Annotated in this window: 19 protein-coding genes and 2 pseudogenes; 8 read left to right on the top strand and 13 right to left on the bottom strand. The window is 40.8% G+C overall.

Going from position 1 to position 24,913, the window contains the following annotated elements; genetic code table 11:
- Positions 1-49: 49 nt before the first annotated feature.
- Positions 50-985 (bottom strand): malate dehydrogenase, encoded by a 936-nt coding sequence (gene mdh / locus J8Z28_RS03440; RefSeq protein ID WP_054562778.1) that lies wholly within the window; start codon positions 983-985, stop codon positions 50-52.
- Positions 986-1,210: 225 nt separating this feature from the next.
- Here mdh and argR point away from each other — a divergent pair, with 225 nt between their 5' ends.
- Positions 1,211-1,678 (top strand): transcriptional regulator ArgR, encoded by a 468-nt coding sequence (gene argR / locus J8Z28_RS03435; protein WP_054551012.1) that lies wholly within the window; start codon positions 1,211-1,213, stop codon positions 1,676-1,678.
- Here the strand turns inward: argR and J8Z28_RS03430 are convergent.
- From J8Z28_RS03430 to ampD, 11 genes are all read right to left on the bottom strand, one after another.
- The gene (locus tag J8Z28_RS03430; RefSeq protein WP_054562779.1) at positions 1,675-2,574 is read right to left on the bottom strand and encodes a Dyp-type peroxidase; all 900 of its coding nucleotides are present in this window, start codon (positions 2,572-2,574) and stop codon (positions 1,675-1,677) included. The two genes, argR and J8Z28_RS03430, sit on opposite strands and share 4 nt — an antisense overlap.
- A 61-nt stretch (positions 2,575-2,635) precedes the next feature.
- Positions 2,636-3,679: an ABC transporter ATP-binding protein gene (locus J8Z28_RS03425; RefSeq protein ID WP_054562780.1), complete on the bottom strand. Its 1,044-nt coding sequence runs from the start codon at positions 3,677-3,679 to the stop codon at positions 2,636-2,638.
- Positions 3,676-5,310, bottom strand: coding sequence for an ABC transporter permease (locus tag J8Z28_RS03420; protein ID WP_054562781.1), 1,635 nt, complete (start codon positions 5,308-5,310; stop codon positions 3,676-3,678). Before J8Z28_RS03420 ends, J8Z28_RS03425 begins: the two co-directional genes overlap by 4 nt.
- A 77-nt stretch (positions 5,311-5,387) precedes the next feature.
- On the bottom strand, positions 5,388-6,392 hold the full coding sequence (locus tag J8Z28_RS03415; RefSeq protein ID WP_250659898.1) for a Fe(3+) ABC transporter substrate-binding protein: 1,005 nt from the start codon (positions 6,390-6,392) through the stop codon (positions 5,388-5,390).
- Positions 6,393-7,182: 790 nt separating this feature from the next.
- Positions 7,183-7,845, bottom strand: coding sequence for a tRNA-uridine aminocarboxypropyltransferase (locus tag J8Z28_RS03410; protein ID WP_055197840.1), 663 nt, complete (start codon positions 7,843-7,845; stop codon positions 7,183-7,185).
- 341 nt (positions 7,846-8,186) lie between these two features.
- A complete protein-coding gene (lpdA, locus tag J8Z28_RS03405) occupies positions 8,187-9,611 on the bottom strand; it encodes a dihydrolipoyl dehydrogenase (RefSeq protein WP_054562783.1) in 1,425 nt (474 codons plus the stop codon).
- 188 nt (positions 9,612-9,799) lie between these two features.
- Positions 9,800-11,704, bottom strand: a complete 1,905-nt coding sequence (gene aceF, locus J8Z28_RS03400; RefSeq protein WP_250659897.1) for a pyruvate dehydrogenase complex dihydrolipoyllysine-residue acetyltransferase — start codon at positions 11,702-11,704, stop codon at positions 9,800-9,802.
- A 9-nt stretch (positions 11,705-11,713) separates the two neighbouring features.
- The gene (gene aceE / locus J8Z28_RS03395; protein ID WP_055197650.1) at positions 11,714-14,380 is read right to left on the bottom strand and encodes a pyruvate dehydrogenase (acetyl-transferring), homodimeric type; all 2,667 of its coding nucleotides are present in this window, start codon (positions 14,378-14,380) and stop codon (positions 11,714-11,716) included.
- 84 nt (positions 14,381-14,464) lie between these two features.
- Complete coding sequence (gene pdhR, locus J8Z28_RS03390; RefSeq protein ID WP_036965924.1) at positions 14,465-15,214, bottom strand: pyruvate dehydrogenase complex transcriptional repressor PdhR; 750 nt, start codon at positions 15,212-15,214, stop codon at positions 14,465-14,467.
- A gap of 544 nt (positions 15,215-15,758) precedes the next feature.
- On the bottom strand, positions 15,759-16,610 hold the full coding sequence (gene ampE / locus J8Z28_RS03385) for a beta-lactamase regulator AmpE (protein ID WP_054562786.1): 852 nt from the start codon (positions 16,608-16,610) through the stop codon (positions 15,759-15,761).
- A gap of 21 nt (positions 16,611-16,631) precedes the next feature.
- Positions 16,632-17,174 carry a 1,6-anhydro-N-acetylmuramyl-L-alanine amidase AmpD gene (gene ampD, locus J8Z28_RS03380; protein ID WP_054562787.1) on the bottom strand — a complete coding sequence of 181 codons (543 nt, stop codon included), beginning with the start codon at positions 17,172-17,174 and terminating at the stop codon, positions 16,632-16,634.
- A 187-nt stretch (positions 17,175-17,361) separates the two neighbouring features.
- Here ampD and nadC point away from each other — a divergent pair, with 187 nt between their 5' ends.
- From nadC to J8Z28_RS03360, 4 genes and pseudogenes are all read left to right on the top strand, one after another.
- Positions 17,362-18,210: a carboxylating nicotinate-nucleotide diphosphorylase gene (gene nadC / locus J8Z28_RS03375; RefSeq protein ID WP_250659896.1), complete on the top strand. Its 849-nt coding sequence runs from the start codon at positions 17,362-17,364 to the stop codon at positions 18,208-18,210.
- 535 nt (positions 18,211-18,745) lie between these two features.
- Positions 18,746-19,138, top strand: coding sequence for a pilin (locus tag J8Z28_RS03370; RefSeq protein ID WP_250659895.1), 393 nt, complete (start codon positions 18,746-18,748; stop codon positions 19,136-19,138).
- 47 nt (positions 19,139-19,185) lie between these two features.
- Positions 19,186-20,514 carry an O-antigen ligase family protein gene (locus J8Z28_RS03365; RefSeq protein ID WP_055197644.1) on the top strand — a complete coding sequence of 443 codons (1,329 nt, stop codon included), beginning with the start codon at positions 19,186-19,188 and terminating at the stop codon, positions 20,512-20,514.
- Between the two features lie 63 nt (positions 20,515-20,577).
- Positions 20,578-20,739 (top strand): annotated as a pseudogene (locus tag J8Z28_RS03360) (type II secretion system F family protein); the annotation flags it as partial.
- Between the two features lie 35 nt (positions 20,740-20,774).
- Here the strand turns inward: J8Z28_RS03360 and J8Z28_RS03355 are convergent.
- A protein-coding gene (locus tag J8Z28_RS03355; RefSeq protein WP_502934611.1) for an IS3 family transposase occupies positions 20,775-21,943 on the bottom strand; the annotation gives its coding sequence in 2 pieces (ribosomal slippage) (positions 20,775-21,697 and positions 21,697-21,943; 1,170 coding nt in all).
- Between the two features lie 66 nt (positions 21,944-22,009).
- On the opposite strand from J8Z28_RS03355, the pseudogene J8Z28_RS03350 reads away from it, so the two are divergent.
- The 3 genes and pseudogenes from J8Z28_RS03350 to coaE all read left to right on the top strand — a co-directional run.
- Positions 22,010-23,074, top strand: a pseudogene (locus tag J8Z28_RS03350) (type II secretion system F family protein); the annotation flags it as partial.
- Positions 23,075-23,266: 192 nt separating this feature from the next.
- Complete coding sequence (locus J8Z28_RS03345; RefSeq protein ID WP_284693432.1) at positions 23,267-24,163, top strand: prepilin peptidase; 897 nt, start codon at positions 23,267-23,269, stop codon at positions 24,161-24,163.
- A gap of 2 nt (positions 24,164-24,165) precedes the next feature.
- Positions 24,166-24,765, top strand: coding sequence for a dephospho-CoA kinase (coaE, locus tag J8Z28_RS03340; RefSeq protein WP_054562795.1), 600 nt, complete (start codon positions 24,166-24,168; stop codon positions 24,763-24,765).
- The last annotated feature ends 148 nt before the right edge of the window (positions 24,766-24,913 follow it).

The following is a 24,913-nucleotide window of genomic DNA, read 5'->3' as shown; positions in this document are numbered from 1 at the left end:
GGCTTTTTTGTTTTCGGCGATTTAAAAAACCGCCTATCATCTGTCGGAATTAACCGTTGATGAAATCAACACCTTCTTGGATGTCTTTGTTAAGTGTAGCTAGCATGTCGTTTTTAGCTTGCTCTTCGAATGCACTTAACTCACCGTAAGAAAGGATTTCTTCAACGCCGTTTTTACCTAGACGAACTGGATGTGCGAAGTATGCTGCGTCACCGTTTTCAACTGCAACGTATGCGTAATCAACTACTTCTTCACCTTGTAAGCCTTTAACTAAAGACATACAGAAGCGTGCTGCAGCAGCACCCATTGAAAGAGTCGCTGAACCGCCACCCGCTTTAGCGTTAACAACTTCAGTACCAGCGTTTTGGATACGTGGAGTTAATGCTGCAACTTCTTCGTCAGTGAAAGTAACACCTTCAACTTGAGATAGAAGAGGAAGAATTGTAGTACCTGAGTGACCGCCGATCACTGGAACTTTAACATCAGTTGCGCTTAAACCTTTAAGTTCAGCAACAAATGCTTCTGAACGGATGACGTCAAGCGTTGTGATACCGAATACACGGTTAGCATCGTAAGTACCCGCTTTTTTGAATACTTCAGCAACGATTGGCACAGTGCCGTTTACTGGGTTAGTGATGATACCTACTAACGCTTTAGGACAGTTTTTAACGATGCCTTCAGCTAATGTTTTGATGATACCTGCGTTTACGTTGAAAAGGTCCGCACGGTCCATGCCTGGCTTACGTGGCATACCCGCTGGGATAAGAACGATATCACAACCAGCTAATGCTGCGTCTAGGCTGTCAGCACCAAAGCCTTCAACTTTAACGTCTGTTGGGATGTGAGAAAGATCAACCGCTACACCAGGAACAACAGGGGCAACATCGTATAACGATAATTCAGAACCTGCAGGTAAACTTGTTTTTAATAATAAAGACAATGCTTGGCCGATACCGCCAGCTGCGCCTAAAACAGCAACTTTCATTGGAATTCTCCGTAATTTGAGGTAGGAAATATTTGTGGCTCTAAAGATAATGAAATTAGCGACTAAAAACAAATTTATCCTGCTTATTTCGCGTATAATTTCGACCATAGTTGTAAACTTGGCTGTAAAGACACAGCATTTTGGACGACTTTGTAAACTAATACTGCATAAATATGCAGAGTTGTGTAGAATTACCCTACATTTTATGAATAAAGAAACGGCAACATGCAACCACAAGACAAACAAGAAGCACTGATCAAAGCGTTTAAAGCGCTATTAAAAGAAGAAAACTTCGGCTCACAAGGTGAGATTGTCGAAGCATTAAAAGAGCAAGGCTTTGATAATATTAGTCAAAGTAAAGTCTCTCGCATGTTAAGCAAGTTCGGTGCAGTACGTACTCGTAATGCAAAACAAGAAATGGTCTATTGTTTACCGGCTGAAATGGGTGTGCCAACAGCGAAAAGCCCACTGCGTCAGCTTGTTATTGATATTATGCATAACGAAATGATGATTATTATTCGCACCAGTCCAGGCGCAGCACAATTAATTGCTCGTTTACTTGATTCACTCGGTAAAGCAGATGGCGTACTAGGTACCATTGCAGGCGACGACACTATTTTTATCGCCCCTGCGAAGATTTCTGAAATTGATGTAACGCTTGATCGCGTACGCACTTTATTCGATACCGTTTAAAGTTGCTTTAAGAAGTTTACAGACGGGGCGAAAAACGCAGATCCCATATCGGCTTGAGTAAAATCGAGCCAATGATCATAGCAATCGCCCTGCCCCAAGCGACTCTTTAATACCTGCTCAAACGCATCCCCTTGCGCAGCACACGAAACCATTAAAATTCCCTGCTTATGCACATCACCAAATGGCATGCTTTGGTTTAGCAAAAGTGGCTGGCCATGCTCATCTTTTAATTCACTACGAACCGCATGACTGGTTTCTACAGCAGGCACAATCAAGGTATTATCTAGACGCGTGCGCCCCATGATTTGCTCTTGCTCAGACAACGATAAATGCTGCCAGACACTCAAATCATGCACAAAGCGCTGAACATGAATATAACTGCCTTGGTCTTCAAAGTGACCCGGTTTATCGATAAGTGCTGTACTACGTTTTTGACGGCCATGGGGTGTATCGCCTGCATAAATGAAGCCGTTAAAATCACGTCCATCTAAAAACCGAAAATTACGGACCTGCTCCACCAGCTCAACATCCGGTGTTAATAATTTTAGAATTTGCAGAGCAAATAGATGGTTTACATCTTCACGGTCTGAACGAATTTGCACAAACAAGTCAAATGGCTGCGCACTAATCACATGCTCACTATGAGTCACATTCGGAAAGCTTTGCAATTGGCTTGGGATAAACTCGGGCAGAATATGCGGCCAATACTGAGCGCCAAGGGCAACCACACACGATAGCATGGCTTCTGAGAACTGATCAGCAAACTCATCTTGAATGACGCTAACGCGTTTTAGTTTTTTACGTAATGACTCATCATGGCCATCGTAAACATTAAAAAACAGGTGCAAACCATGTAAGTTTGCTTCAGCACAAATCCCAGATTGCGCTTGCGCCATAGTGAATCCTTAGCTTCTCGTTATTTGCACAAAGCCAAGGATTCAAGATTGTTATTTATTACTAATCATGAAAAAAATTGACTGTGTGCGGCATTATTTTTATTTTTACAGGCTGCTCAACAGCTAACACGCGGTCTTGCTCTGCAGCAACTTCACACTCTTGCCCTGCAATATTGATACGATAAACATAACGCGTACCGATAAAGCGCCTGTGCAAGATAGTTAAACTGTTTGCGTCACTGTGCGCAGCTTCACACAACTGAATATGATGCGGCCTTATATACACTTGGCCTTGCTGACAATCTGCATTGTTCGCCGTCAAAGAGTGAACCACACCAAACGCCGTCTCATATTCAGTTGGCGTTAATACTTTTGCCGTTAAGTATATGCCCGTACCAAGAAACTCTGCAACCACCTTTGAGTTAGGTTGGCTAAATAACTGCTCAGGAGAGCCTTGTTGGGCGATTTTTCCACCATGCATAACCGCAAGCGTGTCGGCAAACGCGAAAGCTTCTTCCTTCGAGTGGGTAACAAATACCGCAGAAACCTGCTGATCTTTAATAATGCGACGTATATCGGCAATAAGCTCAAAACGCACTTGTGTATCAATATTCGAAAATGGCTCATCAAGTAGTAATAAACTTGGTTTGTAAGCAAGTGCACGGGCTATTGCCACTCGTTGCTGCTGTCCACCAGAAAGCTGATGCGGATATCGCTGTGCACAACCATCGAGTTTAACAAGGCTAAGCATTTCATCTACACGCTCGCGCTTTTGCGCTTTACTCATATTGCTTAGGCCAAACGCAATGTTGTCGCTTACCGTTAAATGAGGAAACAACGCATAGTCTTGGAACATCATGCCAATATTACGTTTTTCCGGTGCAACAAACAGCCCACTATCGTTGACCACTTTTGAATCAATACTCATATAGCCTTGCTCAGGTTGTAAAATTCCGGCAATTGCCTTTAAGGTAGTAGTTTTGCCGCAGCCACTTGCGCCAAGCAAACAGACGATTTCATCTTGTTCAACATTGAGGTTTAGTTCACTCAACACTTGAGTCGCATTGTACTGATAAGCTAAGTCTTTAATTATCAAATGACTCATGAGTGATTTTGCTCCATCGAACGATTAACGAAATACAAAGGGATTAACCCAACTAACACGATAAACAAGGCTGAAATTGACGCAAGCTCCAATTGCTCATCACTAACATATTGAAAAACATGAGTTGCCAGGGTTTCAAAATTAAAAGGTCTGAGTAATAAAGCCGCAGGTAACTCTTTCATGCATTCAATAAACACTAACAAGCCAGCTGTTAAAATGCCGCGTTTTAATAGCGGTAAATGTACTCGCCAAAGGGTTTGTAAGGGCCCTTTGCCCATTGATTGACTGGCCATATCTAGCGATGGGCTAATACGTAAAAAACTGCTTTCAAGCGCGCCATGCGCAATCGCATAAAAACGTACAACATAAGCAAAAATCATCGCAAATAAAGTGCCGCTCAAAAGTAATCCTGGTGATAAACCAAAAGGCTCAAGCCAATTGTTTAACGCATCATCCAGCTGAGTTAATGGTAGTAATACGGCAATAGCTAACACAGTACCAGGTAAGGCGTAGCCAGTACTTGCTAAACGTCCTGGGATCAAAGGGTAAGCTTGTTTCGCAATGCGCTGATAAAACAATACCAATAAGCTCAATAGGATAGTTGCAATGCTCACCACAACAGCCACTTTAAAACTTTGCCAAGCGTAATTAAAAAATGCCCCATTCCATGCTTCATCTGCATAGACAATGGCGTATTTAACTAACACCCCAACCGGTAGGATAAAAGCCAATACCAGCACAACTGTGCAAGCCAAGCTTGCAGCCCATGCGGCACTGCCTTTTAAGCGATACAAGGTTGCACTGTTAACGCTTGACTGACGTTCATACACAGCTTGATTGCGACGACTAAAGCGTTCAACCATAATGGTTAAAAACAAAATCAATAACATGATACCTGAAATTTTCGCCGCTGCCGTTAATGAGTAATAGCCAAGCCACGTATCGTATACAGCGGTAGTGAGCGTACTTACAGCAAAGTAATTGACGGTAGCAAAATCAGCCATGGCCTCCATACTGATTAATGTAACCCCTGCCACAATCGCCCCACGACCAAGAGGCAAACTAACGCGTAAAAAGCTTTGTAATGGTGATAGACCCATCAGTTGACTAGCTTGTACTAGTTTAAAAGACTGCTCTCTGAGTGCCGTTTTAAAAATAAGGAATAAGTAAGGATAGAGTACCAAGGCAATCATAATAATAGCCCCAGATAATGTACGAATATCAAAAAACCAGTAATCGTCTGGTGACTGCCAACCAAACCAGTCTCGAAGGGCGATTTGTACTGGCCCAGCGTAATCAAGCAAGTCGGTATACACATAGGCGATTAGATAAGTTGGCATTGCTAATGGCAGCATTAATGCCCATTCAAATTGCTTACGCCCAGGAAACTCACAATATGCAGTTAACCAAGCTAACGGCAATGCTATTACACAGCTCAGCAGCCCTACCCCTGCAATGAGTATGAGAGTATTACGGGTATAATCCCACAGCACAGTATCGAAAAGGTGCTGAAATACATCTGAATCTCCTTGCAGAGATTCAAATAGTAAAAAGCCTAATGGCGTAACAAGCAACAGGCCAATAAGCCAGGCTATAAGCTGCCAACGCGACAGCGAAAACTTCACATGCATAAGTGGATTAATACCAGATAAAATAAAAGCTGTTAAAAAACAGCTTTTATAAAAATGTGTTACGAGAAATATCCTCGTTATAAATCAAACTTTACTTCGTCAATCAGCTTCAGTGCCACAGGGCGATATTTGCTGATCTCATCAAGAGGAAGGCTATCTTCTTTAAACTCACCCCATGATGCAACCATCTCAGATAATGCAACCCCTTGCTTTACGGGGTATTCCATATTAACTGAAGCATACATATTTTGCGCCTTATTGTCGGTCATATACTCAACCAGTTTCAAGGCATTTTCAGGGTTTTTAGCATAACGGGTCATAACAACGCCCGATACATTGATATGAGAGCCACGGTTTGTTTGGTTAGGGAAGTTAATATAAACCGCTTCAGCCCATGATTTTTGCTGCTCATCTTGCATCATTTTGCCAAAATAATAGCTGTTGCCTAACGCCAGATCGCATAAACCTTCTTTTACGGTTTTGACTTGCGCTCTGTCATTACCTTGCGGCTTACGTGCTAAATTGGCTTTTACGCCCTCAAGCCATTGCTTAGTTTTTGCTTCGCCATGGTGAGCAACCATAGAAGCAACTAAACCTAAATTGTAAGGGTGTTTACCAGATCGAGTGCAGATCTTACCTTTGTATTTTGGATCGGCTAAATCCTCGTAAGTTAATTCAGCAAGTGCACCAACACGCTCTTTTGCAGAGTAAACATTACGTACACGTTTAGTAAGTGCTATCCATTGACCGTCGGCATCACGAAAAGTGCTTGGCACATTCGCATTAACCACATCACTATTAATTGATTGCGTTAAGCCTAAATCTTCTAATTGAATCAGCGCACTAAAATTTGAGGTTAATACTAAATCAGCCTTACTGTGCTTACCTTCACGCTTTACACGCTCAATCAAACCTTTTTTGGCAAAAACCACATTAGTTTTAATACCTGTTTGCTTAGTGAAATCATCCAAAATAGGCTGAATTAAGAATGGTTGACGAAACGAGTAAATATTTACTACATCTGCAGCGAATGTAGGCGCGCTTAATAATGCGCTAAGTAATACTAAGGCTGTTTTCTTCATTTTATAGCACCTAAATAGTAACAATTATCAAAATATTTTACCTAGAGTTAGGGCAAAGTGCACCCGTTTAAACTTATATTTCAATCAACCTAACTGCCATTTAGGAATTTGCATGTAAGACATATCTCACCCACATGGCAGTTATTGAGTAAAAACCACCAGCAAACACTGCACAAAATAACATAAGCACTTGAAATACAAAAACATCTTTTAAATGACAATAAAATAACCAGCAGATTAAGTAAGATTTTGACCTACTCAGCTTCGCCCATTTCTCTATAATTACTTACATCAACTAAGCAAGAAGCTTAATGAGTAGATGGATAAGGAAGCATTACTCATAATACCGCGGAATAAGGTTCATTAGGAGAATAAGGAATCAAGGACAGGCTCAGGAAGAGTAACGCAATGGAGTGACAACCTACGGACAACATCAGGATGATGTGGAATGGCATGACAACAGGACGTTGTTATACAGGAAGTTCAAAAAGTGGAATAAAGGACAGGCCGTTAGGGCATCGCAATGGATTTGCAAACAGAGGGATAGTGTCAGGATGGCACGTAAGGGAGTGGTAAAGTAATTACCAGCATGGATGTAAAGGACTAACAAGGAAACAAGGCGGGATTGCCTTATATTGCACAGAACCAATAAGTAAAGTGTAATCGCATGGATTGGCAAAGTTTAGGGAGTTGATTAGATTCAATTGCAGGATGCAAAAAATTAAGAAGATTCCGCAAGCGCGACTAGAGATAGTACGCGCTTTTCTTTTGCCTAAAATTTAGTAAAGAGTTATTGCTCTGGGCGTCCCTTATTACGCTTACCTAGCAGATAAGCATCTCTAAACTTAATAAAATGTTGCTCAAGCTTTTGTGTAGCCTCGTCTTCACCCGCAAGGGCAAGTACCATAATAGCCACCTCAGCGGTGCCTAACTGATGCTCATGCGGAGCAACACGTAATCGATAATCAGATAGCTTTTCAGGCGTAATTGAAAGCACAGGAAAATTATCTAGATAAGGGCTTTTACGGATCATTTTCTTTGCTTCGCGCCAAGTCCCATCTAAAAAGATAAACAAAGGACGCTTACCTTCAACAGGAGTTACTTCGGTGATCACGCGCTCTTCGTCGTCAACATCGCTGGCAGGAAAAATAACCATAGGCTGATACTGAGGATTTGCCAACAAGCTTAATAAGGCTTCATCTGGATTTGTTCTATCCCACTTAAAGGCATGGTTATCTGGCACGATTTCAGCAATTAAACGGCCAGTATTTGACGGCTTAAAACTCTCATTATGGTACATAAGTAAACAGACCGCGGCATCACACTGAGCTTGCTCAACGCCTTCACAAATACAATAGTGTTCCGCTAATAAACAACGCTCACAACGCGTTAGCTTTGCTCCTCGCGCTTTAAATTCACGACGAGACTCAGTCATTTGCTGAGCACGAAGCATTAACACTGAATTATTTGAGATAGTAGCCACTGCGTATTTACCAGAAAATTAAACGGCGCGTATTGTAGCTAAAAATATGGGGAATAGATATTAATCAAAGTGGTTAGTGGTTAGTGGTTAGTGGTTAGTGGTTAGTGGTTAGTGGTTAGTGGTTAGTGGTTAGTGGTTAAACAAGTATAATTCATTTCATGTATGACACGCTTTTGTTCAATTACAAAAAATAAAACCACTCTCTCGATCAACTAACGTCTGACATCTGATATCTAACCTCTAAAAAGCTTATTGTTAAAAACAAAAAACCCAGCCGGGGCTGGGTTTTTAAAAAGATTAGTCAAAAGAACTTACTTCTTTTTAACTGCTTTTTTGTTTGGAAGGTCAGTGATTGAACCTTCGAAGATTTCAGCAGCTAGACCGATTGATTCGTTTAATGTTGGGTGAGCGTGAATAGTTAACGCTAGGTCTTCACCGTCTGCGCCCATTTCAACTGCTAAGCCGATTTCACCTAGCATTTCACCTGCGTTGATACCAACCATAGCACCACCGATAACACGACCAGAGTCTTTATCGAAGATTAGCTTAGTTTGACCTTCAGTACGTGCTGAAGCAATTGCACGGCCAGAAGCAGCCCAAGGGAATACAGCAGTTTCGATGCTTAAGCCTTGCTCTTTTGCTTCTTTCTCAGTTACACCAACCCATGCGATTTCTGGATCTGTGTATGCGATTGAAGGAATGCACTTAGGATCGAAGAAGTGTTTCTGACCAGAGATAACTTCTGCAGCAACGTGAGCTTCGTGAACCGCTTTGTGCGCAAGCATTGGTTGACCAACGATATCACCGATAGCGAAGATGTGATCAACGTTTGTTTTAAGCTGCTTATCAACATTGATGAAACCGCGCTCATCAACGTTAACGCCTGCTTTATCAGCGTCAAGTAATTTACCGTTAGGTGTACGACCAACAGCAACAAGTACTTTGTCGTAACGTACTGCGTCAGCTGGTGCGTTTTTGCCTTCGAATGAAACGTATAGACCGTCTTCTTTCGCTTCAACGCCAACAACTTTAGTAGAAAGCATTACGTTGAACTTGTTCTTAACGTATTTTTGGTAGATCTTGATAACGTCTTTATCAGCTGCTGGTACTAATTGATCAGCAAACTCAACTACGTCGATTTCAGAACCTAGTGCACGGTATACAGTACCCATTTCAAGACCGATGATACCACCACCTAAAACTAGTAGCTTCTCAGGAACGTCTTTAAGCTCTAGCGCACCAGTTGAGTCAATTACACGGTCATCTTCAGGGATGAAAGGTAAGTTAACAGGTTGAGAACCCGCTGCAATAATAGCATTGTCAAAAGTGATTGTTGTTGTACCGTCTTCACCTTCAACAGCAAGTGTGTTGCTGCCAGTGAATTTACCGTAGCCGCTAACTACTTTCACTTTACGCATTTTAGCCATGCCGTCTAGGCCGCCAGTTAGTTGACCGATTACAGACTCTTTCCAATCACGGATTTTGTCTAGGTCGATTTCAGGCTTGCCAAAAGTAACGCCGTGAGATGACATTTCAGCTGCGTCATCAATCACTTTAGCTACGTGTAAAAGTGCTTTTGAAGGAATACAACCCACATTTAGACATACACCGCCTAATGTGTTGCGAGATTCTACCAGTGTAACTTCTAAGCCCAAGTCAGCAGCACGGAAAGCCGCAGAATAACCACCAGGACCACCGCCTAGTACAACAACTTGAGTTTTTAATTCGTTGCTCATGCTATTACCTTAAATGTTTGAACGGGACACTGCCCCTAAGTTTAACTGCCATGTTTCTGCAAGGCAGAAAGGGAGAGCAGATATCTATACCAAGATTGTTCTATGGCAAAGATTGTATCATTGCCAATGGTAAAAATCCCAGCAAAAAACAACTTGCTGGGATTTGATTCTTATAAATTATGAGACGATTACATCACCAATTGACGAATATCGCTCATGTAGCTTGCTAGCGTCACAGTAAAGCGTGCTGCTAGTGCACCGTCAATAACCCTATGGTCGTATGACATTGATAATGGAACCATTAATTTAGGTTCAAACTCTTTGCCATTCCACTTAGGTTTCATTTCTGACTTAGATACACCCAAGATAGCAACTTCTGGCGCATTCACAATTGGCGTGAACGCTGTACCACCGATACCACCAAGGCTTGAGATTGTGAAACAACCGCCTTGCATATCAGATGAAGTTAGCTTGCCGTCACGTGCTTTCTTAGAAATATCCATTAACTCACGAGAAAGTTCAATGATGCCTTTCTTATCAACATCTTTGAACACTGGAACAACTAGACCATTTGGCGTATCAACTGCAACACCGATATTGATGTATTTCTTCAAGATTAAGCTTTCGCCGTCTTCAGACAGTGAAGAGTTAAACGTTGGGAATTCAGCTAATGCTTTCGCAGCTGCTTTCATCACAAATACAAGAGGTGTGATTTTAACACCCAGCTTTTTCTTCTCAGCAAGCGCATTTTGCTCTTTACGGAATGCTTCAAGGCTTGTGATATCAGCTTCGTCAAACTGTGTAACATGCGGGATTTGCACCCAGTTACGATGTAAGTTAGCACCTGATAACTTCTGGATACGAGAAAGTTTCTTCTCTTCGATTTCACCAAACTTAGCAAAATCAACCTTAGGCCAAGGGATAAGACCTAACTCACCGCCACCAGCATTACCTTTACCTGAAGACAGCTGACCTGACTCAACTTTCTTCACAAGGTCTTTCACGTAGTTTTGTACGTCTTCTTTCACAACACGATTCTTACGACCCGTGCCTTTTACGTTTGCTAGGTTAATACCAAACTCACGCGCTAAACGACGAACAACAGGCGATGCATGTGCATACGCTTTGTTATCTGCAAAACCTTCGTTGCTTGCAGGTGCTGATGCTGGCTTTTCAGCCGCAGGCGCTTTTGCTGCAGGTGCAGGCGCTGCTTCAGCTTCAGCTTTTGCAGGAGCAGGTGCCGCTGCTGCTGGTGCACTACCCGCTACTTCAAATACAAAGATAAGTGAGCCAGTTGATACTTTATCCCCAGCAGCTACTTTGATTTCTTTAACAGTACCAGCAAATGGTGCTGGTACTTCCATTGATGCTTTATCGCCTTCAACGTTTAAGATTGATTGATCTTCTTCAACCTTGTCGCCTACAGCAACCATCACTTCGGTTACTTCAACTTCGTCACCACCGATATCAGGCACGTTAACTTCTTTAGTGCTTGATGCCGCTGCTGCCGGCGCTGCTTCAGCTGGTGCTGATTCTGCAGCAGGCGCTTCTGAACCGCTTGAAGCTGTTTCAAAAACGAAGATTAGAGAGCCCGTTTTCACTTTATCGCCAGTCGCGATTTTGATCTCTTTAACCGTACCCGCCATTGGAGCAGGTACTTCCATTGATGCTTTATCGCCTTCAACGCTTAATAAAGATTGCTCTTCTTCAACCGTGTCACCTACCGCAACCATGATTTCAGTTACTTCAACTTCATCATCACCGATATCTGGCACAGTTACTTCCTGCACAGCAGAAGCTGCAGGCGCAGCTGCTGGAGCTGGCGCATCTTCTTTAGCCTCTGCAGGAGCCGCAGCTTGTTCTTCACCTTCGAAGATCATGATAAGTGAACCCGTCGTTACCGTATCACCTTCAGCTACTTTAATTTCTTTAACCGTACCTGCTTGTGCAGCAGGTACTTCCATTGATGCTTTGTCGCCTTCAACCGTTAATAACGATTGGTCAACCTCAACCTTATCACCAACGCTAACAAGGATTTCGGTTACTTCAACTTCATCGCCACCGATATCTGGTACATTAATTTCAATACTCATTGGAACCTCTTATGCGTATAGCGGGTTAACTTTGTTTGTGTCGATGTCGAATTTCTTGATTGCTTCAACAACTACTGACTTCTCAACTTCACCACGTTTAGCAAGCTCAGATAGTGTTGCAACCACAACATAACCAGCATTCACTTCGAAGTGACGACGTAAGTTTTCACGGCTATCAGAACGACCGTAACCATCAGTACCTAACACTTTGTAGTTGCTGCTTGGTACGAATGAACGAACTTGTTCTGCGTAGTTCTTCATGTAGTCTGTTGCTGCAACAGTCACGGCATCAGTTAATGCCTCCGTGATGTAAGCAGTCTTTTGCTCTGCTTCTGGATTAAGCATGTTGAAACGCTCAGCGTCTTGACCGTCACGAGTTAACTCATTGAATGACGTTACAGAGAATACATCTGAACCAATACCATACTCTTCGCTCAGGATTTGTGCCGCTTTACGCACTTCAATCATGATAGTACCTGAACCTAGTAACTGTACTTTCGCTTTATCGCCAGCCACAGTTTCAAGCTTATAGATACCTTTACGAATACCTTCTTCAGCGCCTTCTGGCATTGCCGGTTGATGGTAGTTTTCGTTCATTAGCGTTAGGTAATAGAACACGTTTTCTTGGTCTTCACCGTACATGCGACGGATACCGTCTTGCATGATTACCGCTACTTCGTATGCGAATGTCGGATCATAAGAAATACAGTTAGGAACCGTGTTAGCAAGAATGTGGCTGTGACCATCTTCGTGCTGTAAACCTTCACCGTTTAGTGTAGTACGACCTGCCGTAGCACCTAGTAAGAAACCACGTGCTTGTTGGTCACCGGCCATCCACGCCATATCACCTACACGTTGGAAACCAAACATTGAGTAGTAGATGTAGAATGGGATCATTGGTAAATCGTTAGTGCTGTATGATGTTGCAGCAGCAACCCATGATGACATTGCACCTAACTCGTTGATACCTTCTTGTAGTACCTGACCTGATGTTGCTTCTTTATAGTAAGAAACAATGTCACGGTCTTGCGGCGTGTAGTTTTGGCCATGTGGGTTATAAATACCGATTTGACGGAATAAACCTTCCATACCAAATGTACGCGCTTCATCAGCGATGATAGGAACGATGTTTTTACCAATGCCTTTGTCTTTTAGTAACACGTTAAGTGCACGTACAAAGCCCATTGTTGTAGAGATGTCACGTTTTTGCTCTTCAAGTAGTGGCTTAAACGCGTCAACTTCTGGCAATGTTAAGCTTTCAGAAAACTTAGGAATACGCTTAGGTGTGTAACCTTGAAGCGCTTCACGGCGAGCGTGAAGATACTTGTACTCTTCAGAACCCTCTTCAAGAGTAAGATATGGTAAGTCTTTAATTTCTTCATCAGAAACTAAATCTTGTAGACCTAAACGTGAACGTAGGTGCTCAACATGAGTCATGTCCATTTTCTTAACTTGGTGCGCGATGTTTTTACCTTCAGCCGCTTCACCCATGCCGTAACCTTTTACAGTTTTAGCTAGGATCACAGTAGGACGATCTTTGGTTTCTTCCGCTTTTTTGAATGCAGCGTAAAGTTTTGAAGGCTCATGGCCACCACGCTTAAGTGCGAAGATTTCTTCATCAGTCATATCAGCAACAAGTGCTGCTGTTTCTGGGTAACGACCGAAGAAGTGCTCACGAACATATGCACCGTCTTTTGCTTTATATGTTTGGTAATCACCGTCAATCGTTTCGTTCATTAACTGCAGTAATTTACCTGATGTATCTTTAGCAAGTAGGATATCCCAACCACTACCCCATACAACTTTAATCACGTTCCAGCCTGCACCTTTGAATAGGCCTTCAAGCTCTTGAATGATCTTACCGTTACCCATTACTGGGCCATCTAAACGCTGTAAGTTACAGTTGATTAGGTAACATAAGTTATCTAGCTTCTCACGTGCAGCGAATGAGATTGCACCACGTGATTCTGGCTCATCCATTTCACCATCGCCTAAGAAAGCGTATACACGTTGGTTTTTAGTGTCTTTTAAGCCACGACCGTCTAGGTATTTTAAGAAACGAGCTTGGTAGATTGATGCAATTGGACCAAGACCCATTGATACCGTAGGGAACTGCCAGAATTCAGGCATTAACTTAGGGTGTGGGTATGAAGGAAGACCTTTACCATCAACTTCTTGACGGAAGTTGTCAAGCTGCTCAGCTGTTAAACGACCTTCAACAAATGCACGTGCATAGATACCTGGAGAAATGTGACCTTGGTAATAAACTAAATCACCACCATCTACATCGTTTGGTGCTTTGAAGAAGTGGTTAAAACATACTTCATAGAATGCAGCTGAAGACTGGTAAGAAGCCATATGGCCGCCTAAGTCTAGATCTTTTTTCGACGCGCGTAATACGATCATGATCGCATTCCAACGAATGATTGAACGGATACGACGCTCAATGTTTACGTCACCTGGGTAAGCAGGTTCTTGATCTACCGGAATGGTATTAACGTAGTTAGTGGTTGTGCCAGTAGGCATATCAACACCGTCTAAACGGGCTTGCTCTAACACTTGCTCAAGTAAGAATTGAGCACGTTCAACACCTTCTTCGCGCACAACAGACTCAAGGGCTTGTAACCACTCTTGTGTTTCTAGCGCGTCTACGTCAATTTTATTGACTTCAGACATATGGAGGTTTCCTTATGTTTAAAATACTAATTATTTTAATAAATCTTAAATTAAGTAGTTAACTAAACTTAGCTAATCACTTGCTTAATGTTGTTTGGTGCGTCTTAAACTACGTTCAATCCGCGAATGCTCTTTGCCAGCCTCAAGTAAGGCTTCTTCGATAAAGGCTAAGTGAGCATTACTAGCAAGACGTGCTTGCTCTGGGTTTCCTTCAATAACCGCATCCATCAACAGCCGTCTATGTTCTGCGAGCTGCTGGCTGATCTGTGGTTTTTTTAACAGTACAGTTAAATTCTGTAATACATTTTGCTCTAGCAAGGCCTGCATACCACGTACTAAATGTAGCAGTACAACGTTATGAGACGCTTCTGCCACACTAAAATGAAATGCATTAATTGCTTTTGCTTTTTGCACAATGTCGTCATTAACGAGCGCAATGTTGTCAAAGCTTTGTTTTACTTTTTTGAAGTCATTCGTTGTGCCGCGCATAGCTGCATAATATGCTGCAATTCCTTCAAGGGCATGACGAAATTCGAGTAAATCAAATTGTGACTCTGGATGCTTACTAATCAAATCAAAAAGCGGATCAGTGAGCCCCTCTTCAAGCTGATTTTTTACGAACGTTCCACCACCTTGGCGACGCGTTACTAACCCCTTAGCTTCTAGCTTTTGAATTGCCTCACGCAGTGAAGGTCGCGATACTTCAAATTGTTTCGCTAACTCACGCTCAGGAGGCAGCTTTTCGCCTGGCGCCAACGACCCCTCAAGAATCATATTCTCAAGTTGTTGTAAAATTACATCAGATAATTTTGCTGCTTTAATCTTTAAAGACATTTATTAACGTCCGCATTGTTATGCGCTAACCCCATAAATATCGGGTATTTAGCCTTGTGCTTTGACCAAAAAGGTAAATTGGTCATACCAAATTTGTCGCATACGTTATCAAAAACCCGTATTTCTGTCAATTTCACTACGTTCAGCGCCTAGTTACACCCTAACGTAATTCGTCTAAAGATTAAACAGTATGGATTAAAGTGGCTTTTTCTGAAGGAAAAAACAATAAAAAATAAATGGTCAGACCAGATTAAACGGCAGAACTTTTAGTGGTCAGGTATTAGATTAGTGGTCAGGTATTAGATGTTAGATGAATTGAGTAGCTTTGTAGCAGCGGGTTTACCCCGCATCGTTGAATTGAATGCTGAAAAATATTCGAAGTAGGATGCACTTCAGTGCTGAAAAATTAAAACTCAATCAAAGTGCAACCGCAGAGATTCATGACTAGTAACTTTCCTACAAGCTTTACTCTTGAAACTTGCTAACTCAAACACATTCCCGGCTAAAGCCAGTCCTACATCTCGTAACTTGCTAACTTTACACGCTACGCCAAACCACCAAATAAAGTAAGTGCTGCGATGATCACTAAAAAGAATAATACATTTCTTTTTACAAGTTTCATCATACAGGTGGCTTCATAAGTACAGCCAAAATGTTGCTGCTCAATTTGCTCAGCGGCAAGTGCAGTTTGCGTAACTACTTTTCGGTTACTCACTGAAAAGTCGAGCACATACTTGAGCCAACAACTGGTACCTTTATTAAAGTTACCAATAACTAAATAACCAAAGCTTGCAACCCGAGCTGGTAACCAATCGAGCCAAAACAGTAAGCTATGTACTAGTTTAAAACGCTTAGCATAGGCAACACTGTGATCATCCCTTACTTTGTCAGCAAAAGTACGAACTAATGCGTAAAGCACCGCGCCAGGCACACCTAAAACCACAAACCAAAAAATAACTGCACAATAAAAGCGAAAATTTAACCAAGCTAAAGTTTGGCCAAAAGTCTCACCATGAGGGTCATCTTCTGTCTTCTTTTGGCCCATTTGTAACGCAAATAGGGTTGCCGCTTCTTGATCGTTGCGGGTTAACGCATTTAAGTAAGACTTATATAAAGCACGTTGCTTAGCACAGCCAAAACAAACCAAAAGTACAGCAACATTAACAGCCAGTTGCCAAATAATAAAATCAGAGAGTTGATAAACTAAACCTGCGGCAACGACAGGCAGCATTAACCAAATCAAAAAACCAATTGGCGAATTAAATAAGCCTTTTTCTGAGAGTTGTTTTTGCGAGTGCTTAAGGTAGGTATTGGCATAAAAACCGATTTGCCAGTAGTTAGCTCGAGCCCCTAAACGCTCAATTACCAAAGCAATAATTATTGAAATTAAGATCATGCTTTTACCTATATCCTTTAACTAAAACACTAAATCAAAATAGTATTGCCAATCAAAACTCGCACCAGGGTCAGTTTTTCTGCCCGGTGCAATATCACAGTGGCCAACAATGCGTGAACGGTTTATCTCAGGGTACTTTGCCATCAACGCCATAGTCACTAAGTGTAATGCATTATACTGGGCTTGGGTATACGCTTGGTTGTCGGTACCTTCAAGCTCAATGCCCACGCTAAAATCATTACAGCGCTCTCGTCCTTCAAACGTCGAGATACCGGCGTGCCAAGCCCTTTTCTCAAAAGGCACGTACTGAATAATTTCACCGGTACGACGAATAAAGCAATGCGCAGACACTCTTAAGCCTTTTAAATCAGTAAAGCTTTCGTGCGCCGTACAATCAATTGCCCCCATGAACAAATCATCAACATAAGGCGTTGCGAACTGCCCAGCAGGCAATGAAATATTATGAATAACAAGTAATGACACCTCGCCCTCAGGGCGCTCATCGTAATGTGTACAGGGCCTTTGTAACACATTGTTTAATTGGCCCAATTCATTTATATGCATATTAAAAACTAACGATGACAATAAAGTTAAATAGTGTAAAGGGTTAAAATCTCAGGGTCTAGTTGCTTTGATTCAATCACTTAAAGTAAGAGTAAGGATACTTTACTGTGGCCGATCTTTGTCTTCTATTAAGGGGTTAAACATAGTAAAATTTCGCCAATTTATTAATAAACAATGAGCTTTCGACATGTCAGTCCCTCACACTTTAATTAGCCAGCTGGTAAAACTCACCCTTGATGAAGATTTAGATTACCAAAGCGCAAATGACGGTGATATTACCGCGCAACTAATTCCAGAAAACGAGCTAGCCAATGCCAAAGTAATTACTCGTGAAGACTGTGTATTTTGTGGTAAAGACATTATTTTAGAAGTATTTAAGCAAGTTGACCCTACAGTAAACGTTGAAGTACTCGTAAATGACGGCGACAAAGTAGCAGCAAATAGTACACTATTTACAGCATCAGGCTCAGCTCGCGCAATTTTAACCGCAGAGCGCACTGCCCTTAACTTTGTACAAACACTCTCAGGTACAGCAACAACAACAGCTCATTATGTAAAAGAGCTTGAGGGCACGACTACGCAGCTACTCGACACGCGTAAAACAATTCCAGGTTTACGTGCGCTACAAAAATACGCTGTGAAATGTGGTGGTGGCGCGAATCATCGTATCGGCCTTTTTGATGCCTTTTTAATTAAAGAAAACCACATTGCAGCCTGCGGGGGTATTGATAAAGCCGTCGCTCAAGCAAAAATCAACCACCCTACCAAGCCAGTCGAAGTGGAAGTAGAATCACTAGATGAACTTGAACAAGCGATCACTGCGGGAGCTGATATCATCATGCTCGATAACTTTACTGTAGAGCAGATTCAACAAGCAGTTGTGCTTACAGATAAGCGAGCAAAGCTTGAAGTATCAGGCAACATGACACTTGAAACTTTAAAAGCCTATTCACAGGCCGGTGTTGACTTTATTTCAAGTGGCGCACTTACAAAAAATTTACAATCAATCGATCTTTCAATGCGATTTAACGGCTAAAATTTCCCATATGCGTATTTAATGTTTTACCTAATTCGTTGACAAGAAAATAAAAAAAGCATTAAATACGCAGAAAGCCTGAATCGGTAACAAAAAATCAATATCTTTTTAGCGCTTTTGACTATTTTGTATACGCACGTCCTGAACCTACACAAGATTGCAATCAATTCAATAAGTTCCTGCAAGGATGCGGTGTCTATAAATAGTACAAATATGTGTAACTAAGCTTATTTTACATCAAACAAAGGTAGGAAAGTTCTGAAAAACTGCTTACTGAACAGGAAAATAGCTTCCAAAAACATTTATTGATGCTAAAGTAAATTTATACACGCTTAACCAGTAAGGTTTTTACTACTTTGTTAACATTTAAGCGTTAATAAAAGTTGTTTTAAGTAAAACTGTAAGATTTATCCTGTAAATTAAGCAATGGTTTTACAACGCTGAAGTTACAGCTAAACTTACTAAATCATCATATCCTTTAGGAGAGGAACAAATGACACAACAAAACCAATAGGGTTTCACCCTAATTTAATTAATGATTGTAGTTGCAATCATCGGTATTCTTGCTGCAGTAGCTCTTCCAGCATACTCTGACTACCAAGCATCATCAAAATTAACAGCTGGTCTAGCTGAAATTACTGGTGCAAAGACCGAAATGGAAATTGACGCTAATAACGGTGAAACGATTGGTTCAGTATCAGATCTTAAAGCTATCAAAAATGCTTCTACTCAAAATTGTACAATCACTGCTAGCTTAGCATCTGATGGTACTGGTAGTATTGTTTGTACTATTGACAATGCTCCATCTCAAGTATCATCGGCTGTTATTACTTGGTCTAGAGCGGCTACAGGTGAATGGACTTGCGCTACCACTGGTTTAACTGGTGATGCAACTGAATTAGCTCCTAAGAGCTGCCCTCATTCATAATATATGAATCTACTAAAGCGCCTTTTAAAGGCGCTTTACTTTAAATAATGAGTAAACTTCCTTATACATTAACTTTTATTACTTTATATTTTTCATTAACCCTTCTTCCGTTTATTCCGATATTTTCATTTGATTATCATAATCACCAGAGATTTCTACAAGTAACTTTACTACTTTTAAGTTCTATACTTTTCTTGGTTAAGGTAAGCAAAGATAAAGAGCTACTACTAGCCTCCCCAATAAACAAATTTGTATTTCTTTTCATTCTCATGGGGTTTATTTCATCTGCTTTTGCTAATGAAATAATTTTTAGTTTTTTTTATACTATCCACTTCCTATTCCTATTTATGTTTTTTTACATAGTGATAAATGAAGAAAGTGAACAGACCACCTCCTATTTTATAGCTTCTATTGCAATCATTCATAGCATTCTTGTATTAGTTTGTTTTTTGAATGTAATCTTTTCAATTGTTGACCAAGTAAAGCTTAATCCATTTGTTATCTATCAGAATTTCATTAACATACGATTTTTTAATCAAGTCCAAGTTTTCATAATACCTTTGCTTATATTCTTATTGAAATATAAGGATATTAAACGCGTAGTATACTTTTTTCTTACTTTAAACTTTCTATTAATATTTATAGGATATGCAAGAGGTGCTTTACTAACATTTTCTATTGTTTTCTTATTAGCTCAGCTTTTTGATAAGCATGAAAGAAAAAAGTACCAAACTGCATTATTTTGCCTTTTGATAGGTTTGTTAACTTATTACACCTGTAATGTACTTTTTAGCTCTGGTGAAGTTTCATTAAAAACAGGCTCTTCAGGTAGATTATTCATTTGGCAACAAACTATCTCTGAATTTACCTGGAAACAATTTTTTATAGGTAATGGACCTGGGGTATTTCAAGCCTCTTTAGAGGGAAAAGCACCAATGAGCCACCCTCATTCCTCAGTCATAGAGGTTACTAACGAGTGGGGTTTTTTAGCATTTGCTTTTTTATCTTCAGCTATTTATTTTACAATTAAAAATGCAGTCGCTTACCTTGTACTGAATAATGAAGACAGTACGTCAAAAGCACTACTTTACTCTTTTCTCTCTGGCCTCATATATTCTCTGTTATCAGGTGTACATGTAATGCCTGTTTCACAAACTTTACTATTTATAGTATGGGCCCTACTGCTGGCTCGAACTTCAAGTAAAACTCTAACATTTATTAACTTTACAAAATGGAAATTAGTTATTTTTGTTATTATATTAACCTCATTGTGGTATTTTTATGGATGGGTAGCTTTAGAAACCTATCAAAAAATGAACCCTGATACAGGTTATATATTTGGGCCAAGATTTTGGTCTATCGCTCATAGATTATGAAATATAACAGTCTAAACTTTCAGAATAATATTTTAAAACATTACAATAAGATGGGTTTTATCCATGGCTAAAAAACAGGAAGATAAAGATCTAGATACCTTTCAGTGGATAGGTGTTAATGCTAGGGGTAAAAAGCTAGAAGGAGAGCTAACGGGAAGTAGTATTGCTCTCATTAAAGCTCAGTTGCGTAAACAAGGCATCACTCCATCAAAAGTTAAACGTAAACCAATGACGTGGTCAACCAAATTCAGACACCTCAGTTAAGCAACCATAGTTAATTCTTCAGCCACCAATTCAAAGTTATTTGGACTTTGATAATTCAGATAAGAATGAAGCCGTTGGCTGTTGTACCACATCGTTATGTAATTCATAACATCTTGCTGCGCTGCATAGCGGGTTTCATAGTGACGCCAGTGAACACGTTCCTGTTTCAAACTGCCGAAGAAGCTTTCTGCAACCGCATTATCCCAGCAGCAACCTTTTTTACTCATGCTACCAATAAAGCTATGTTTTTCTAATAATCGCCGATATTGATGGCTCGCATATTGAACGCCTTGATCTGAATGAACAATCAATCCCGATAGTGGCTGACGTTGCCAAATAGCCATAGTCAACGCATCACAAACCAGTTGAGCTTTCATTCTCGCTCCCATACTCCAGCCGACCACTTTACGAGAATATAAATCAATGACAACCGCTAGATATAACCAGCCTTCGGTTGTCCAAACATAACTGATATCCTGCACCCACGCTTGATTGGGTGCTGCAACAGTAAAATTTTGCTTCAGTTCATTGGCGTAAACAGGCTTATTGTGGTCACTGTTTGTTGTCACTTTGTATTTCTTTTTATAACGAACCCATACACCCGCTTCTTTCATGAGCTGCGCGGTTTTTTGCCGACTCACGGGATAACTCAGCGCGTTTAACACTTTTTGAATACGTCGCTCGCCATAGGTGTTATCGCTGAACTTGGCAATATCTTTGACCCAATCAAGCATTTCTTGATGCGTTGGGTCTTCCGGTTTGTTAACGTTACGTTTTTGATAACTATAATAATTATTACTCTTAACACCCAGTACATGGCACATTATGACCACAGGCCAGATCTTCTTATGTTGGGCAATAAACGAATACTTTACTTCGTTTCTTTGGCAAAGAAGACCGTTGCCTTTTTTAATATTTCACGCTCCATTTCGAGGCGTTTTACTTGTGCTTTTAAGCTGCGGATCTCTTCTTGCTCTGGGGTTAGTTTGCCATTCCCCCGAAAAGCATGACCATCATCATTTTCGGCTTCTTTGATCCAACGGCCGAGCATGTTGGGATTAATCCCCAGGTTTCTCGAAGCTTCCGCTTGACTATAGTTTTGCTCAACGACCAATGCAATCGCATCCAATTTGAATTCTTTTGAATATTTTTTACGTTTTGTCATTTTCGATCTCCAATTAAGATTATTATCTCTTAACTGGGGTAGTCGAATCCATTAAACCACGTCACAAAGCCACTTTTTGGAATAAAAAGTGTGCAAAAAATAACCCCTAAAGATATAGCATTAATCACTCGTCAAATAGCGACTATGCTTATTGCTGGTGTACCTTTGATTCAATCAATCGAACTTATAGCATCAGGCGCAAAAAACAAAAGTGTTGCAAAATTAATGGACGAAGTCGGTGATGAAGTGAAAGCTGGTGTACCACTTTCTCAAGCTCTTCGAAAGCATCCTCGTTACTTTGATGATTTATACTGCGACCTGGTTGCTTCTGGTGAGCAATCTGGTGCCCTTGATAAAATATTTGACCGTGTTGCTATATACAAAGAAAAAGCCGAGGCATTGAAGTCAAAAATAAAGAAAGCCATGTTTTACCCTATTTCTGTAATCGTCATAGCTATCATTGTTACTTCAATCCTTCTAATTTTTGTTGTACCACAATTTCAAGATATTTTTAGTGGCTTTGGTGCTGAATTACCAAGTTTTACTTTAATGGTGATTGGTATTTCCGAATTTCTGCAAGAATACTGGTGGATAATCCTAATCGCTCTAATCGCATTTGGTTACGTATACAAAGAAGCTTTACTTAGAAGTAAAAAATTCCGCGATGCTAACGATAGAGCCATATTAAAACTGCCTGTCATTGGTATGATTTTAAATAAAGCGGCGGTTGCACGTTATGCTCGCACGCTTTCAACTACCTTTGCTGCTGGTGTCCCCCTCGTTGATGCGCTTGATTCTGCTGCAGGTGCCTCCGGTAATGCGGTGTATCGTTATGCAATTTTAGAAATCAAAGCCGAGGTAAGTTCAGGTAACTTAATGAACTGGGCGATGAAAAACGCTAAAATCTTCCCTGATATGGTGGTGCAAATGGTGGCCATAGGTGAAGAGTCGGGTTCACTTGATGGTATGCTTGCAAAAGTGGCAACGATTTATGAGCAAGAAGTCGATGATGCCGTAGATGGTTTATCAAGTTTACTTGAGCCCCTTATCATGGCGGTTTTAGGTGTGCTTGTTGGTGGGTTAATTGTTGCTATGTACTTACCTATATTCCAATTAGGTTCGGTGATTTAAACATAGCTGTAAGCTGTAAGCTGTAAGCTGTAAGCTGTAAGCTGTAAGCTGTAAGCTGTAAGCTGTAAGCTGTAAGCTGTAAGCAAAACTATAAACGCTAGTTGATTGCTTGCTACATTAAATAAATAATAACAACGCTTCAACACAGCGAAATAATATCGGCCTGCAAATGGCCAGAAGTTAGGTATTTTAATGGAAAACTTTTTTCTTGATATAACCACTGCGATGCAAAGTCAGCAGTGGTTTTATTTTTTGACGGTAGGCTTAGTAAGCCTGTGTATTGGTAGCTTTTTAAATGTGGTGATTTATCGTTTACCACTGATGATGAAAAGAGAATGGCAAACTGAATGCCGTATTGTATTGGCCGATGAGCTCAATTCAAAACAGCAAACAGAACAAGCTCCCTTTAATTTAGTAAAACCTAATTCGACCTGCCCTAAATGCAAAGCACTGATTAAAGCTTGGCAAAATATCCCTGTCTTAAGTTGGCTATTGCTAAAAGGTCGCTGTGCAAATTGTCAAACACCGATTTCTGTGCGCTACCCTATTGTTGAAATGCTTACTGCGGTTCTAAGTTTAGTTGTCGCCGTTGTTTTTGGCCCGACAAAACTAGCTCTTCTATATATATTGATTACTTGGTTTTTAGTTGCATTAACCTTTATCGATATCGATCATATGTTACTGCCCGACCAGCTCACCCTGCCGCTCGTTTGGTTAGCGCTGATTGCTGCCACTATGGATATTACCATTGCACCGAGCGATGCCATTATCGGCGCAGCAGTTGGCTACCTGAGCTTATGGAGTGTCTACTGGTTATTCAAGCTTGCTACAGGTAAAGAAGGCATGGGTTATGGCGACTTTAAGCTGTTAGCCGTGTTTGGTGCGCTACTTGGCTGGCAAGATATTTTAACTATCGTGCTGCTATCAAGTGTCGTCGGTGCCATCATCGGCATTGCGCAAATCATTATTCAAGGTAAAGACAAAACTATGCCAATCCCATTTGGGCCTTATCTTGCCATCGCAGGATGGGTCACCTTACTTTGGGGTGAGCAAATTAAAAGTTATTACTTTAACTATTTAGGTTACTAATTATGGCAAACTGGGTTTTAGGGCTAACCGGTGGTATTGGCTCAGGAAAAAGTGCAGTAAGCGCCATATTTGAAGAGCTTGGTATTCAGGTGGTTGATGCCGACATAGTTGCCAGAGAAGTCGTCGAGCCTGGCTCTGTTGGCCTTACAAAAATTACAGCACATTTTGGTGATGAAATACTCACGAATAACGGCACGCTTGATCGCGCAAAACTAAGAGCAATTATCTTTGCCAATGAATCACAAAAACAATGGCTAAATAACTTATTGCACCCGCTTATTAGAGAAACAATGCTGAGCCAGTTAAAGCAGGCCACCAGCCACTATGTCATCTTAGTTGCTCCCTTACTTTTTGAAAATAGCTTAGAAAAATATTGCAATCATACCTTACTAATTGATGTTCCGGTTGATGTACAAATAACAAGAACAACAGCCCGTGATAATGTCTCTGTTGAATTAGCCGAGCAAATCATAGCCTCACAAATGAGCAGAGCTGATAAACAACAAAAAGCGGGAGATATTTTAGATAACAACCGCCCTCTTGAAGAAGTAAAAGCTGATGTGCAAAAACTGCACAAAAAGTACCTAATGCACTCTCACTAGGGTATTGATTTTATTTATAGATTCTCATGAATTTGAACCCATAAAAACCAATACAAAAGTACCAAAACACATTCTAAATAACTGAGTTTTAGGTTAATTTTTTTTGCAATTTTCCTAAAATCAGACAAGACTGATGTAATAGCCTTAC

This window comes from Pseudoalteromonas sp. SCSIO 43088, from assembly GCF_023650795.1.
In the GTDB taxonomy this organism is placed as follows: Bacteria; Pseudomonadota; Gammaproteobacteria; order Enterobacterales; family Alteromonadaceae; genus Pseudoalteromonas; species Pseudoalteromonas shioyasakiensis.
Note: the sequence above shows the minus strand (reverse complement) of the source record. Positions and strands in the feature narration are given on the sequence as shown.

Excerpts from the sequence above, each read along its gene's own strand:
- mdh (WP_054562778.1), bottom strand. The coding sequence starts at position 985 with ATGAAAGTTGCTGTTTTAGGCGCAGCTGGCGGTATCGGCCAAGCATTG.
- argR (WP_054551012.1), top strand. The coding sequence starts at position 1,211 with ATGCAACCACAAGACAAACAAGAAGCACTGATCAAAGCGTTTAAAGCG.
- J8Z28_RS03430 (WP_054562779.1), bottom strand. The coding sequence starts at position 2,574 with ATGGCGCAAGCGCAATCTGGGATTTGTGCTGAAGCAAACTTACATGGT.
- J8Z28_RS03425 (WP_054562780.1), bottom strand. The coding sequence starts at position 3,679 with ATGAGTCATTTGATAATTAAAGACTTAGCTTATCAGTACAATGCGACT.
- J8Z28_RS03420 (WP_054562781.1), bottom strand. The coding sequence starts at position 5,310 with ATGCATGTGAAGTTTTCGCTGTCGCGTTGGCAGCTTATAGCCTGGCTT.
- J8Z28_RS03415 (WP_250659898.1), bottom strand. The coding sequence starts at position 6,392 with ATGAAGAAAACAGCCTTAGTATTACTTAGCGCATTATTAAGCGCGCCT.
- J8Z28_RS03410 (WP_055197840.1), bottom strand. The coding sequence starts at position 7,845 with ATGCTTCGTGCTCAGCAAATGACTGAGTCTCGTCGTGAATTTAAAGCG.
- lpdA (WP_054562783.1), bottom strand. The coding sequence starts at position 9,611 with ATGAGCAACGAATTAAAAACTCAAGTTGTTGTACTAGGCGGTGGTCCT.
- aceF (WP_250659897.1), bottom strand. The coding sequence starts at position 11,704 with ATGAGTATTGAAATTAATGTACCAGATATCGGTGGCGATGAAGTTGAA.
- aceE (WP_055197650.1), bottom strand. The coding sequence starts at position 14,380 with ATGTCTGAAGTCAATAAAATTGACGTAGACGCGCTAGAAACACAAGAG.
- pdhR (WP_036965924.1), bottom strand. The coding sequence starts at position 15,214 with ATGTCTTTAAAGATTAAAGCAGCAAAATTATCTGATGTAATTTTACAA.
- ampE (WP_054562786.1), bottom strand. The coding sequence starts at position 16,610 with ATGATCTTAATTTCAATAATTATTGCTTTGGTAATTGAGCGTTTAGGG.
- ampD (WP_054562787.1), bottom strand. The coding sequence starts at position 17,174 with ATGCATATAAATGAATTGGGCCAATTAAACAATGTGTTACAAAGGCCC.
- nadC (WP_250659896.1), top strand. The coding sequence starts at position 17,362 with ATGTCAGTCCCTCACACTTTAATTAGCCAGCTGGTAAAACTCACCCTT.
- J8Z28_RS03370 (WP_250659895.1), top strand. The coding sequence starts at position 18,746 with ATGATTGTAGTTGCAATCATCGGTATTCTTGCTGCAGTAGCTCTTCCA.
- J8Z28_RS03365 (WP_055197644.1), top strand. The coding sequence starts at position 19,186 with ATGAGTAAACTTCCTTATACATTAACTTTTATTACTTTATATTTTTCA.
- J8Z28_RS03345 (WP_284693432.1), top strand. The coding sequence starts at position 23,267 with ATGGAAAACTTTTTTCTTGATATAACCACTGCGATGCAAAGTCAGCAG.
- coaE (WP_054562795.1), top strand. The coding sequence starts at position 24,166 with ATGGCAAACTGGGTTTTAGGGCTAACCGGTGGTATTGGCTCAGGAAAA.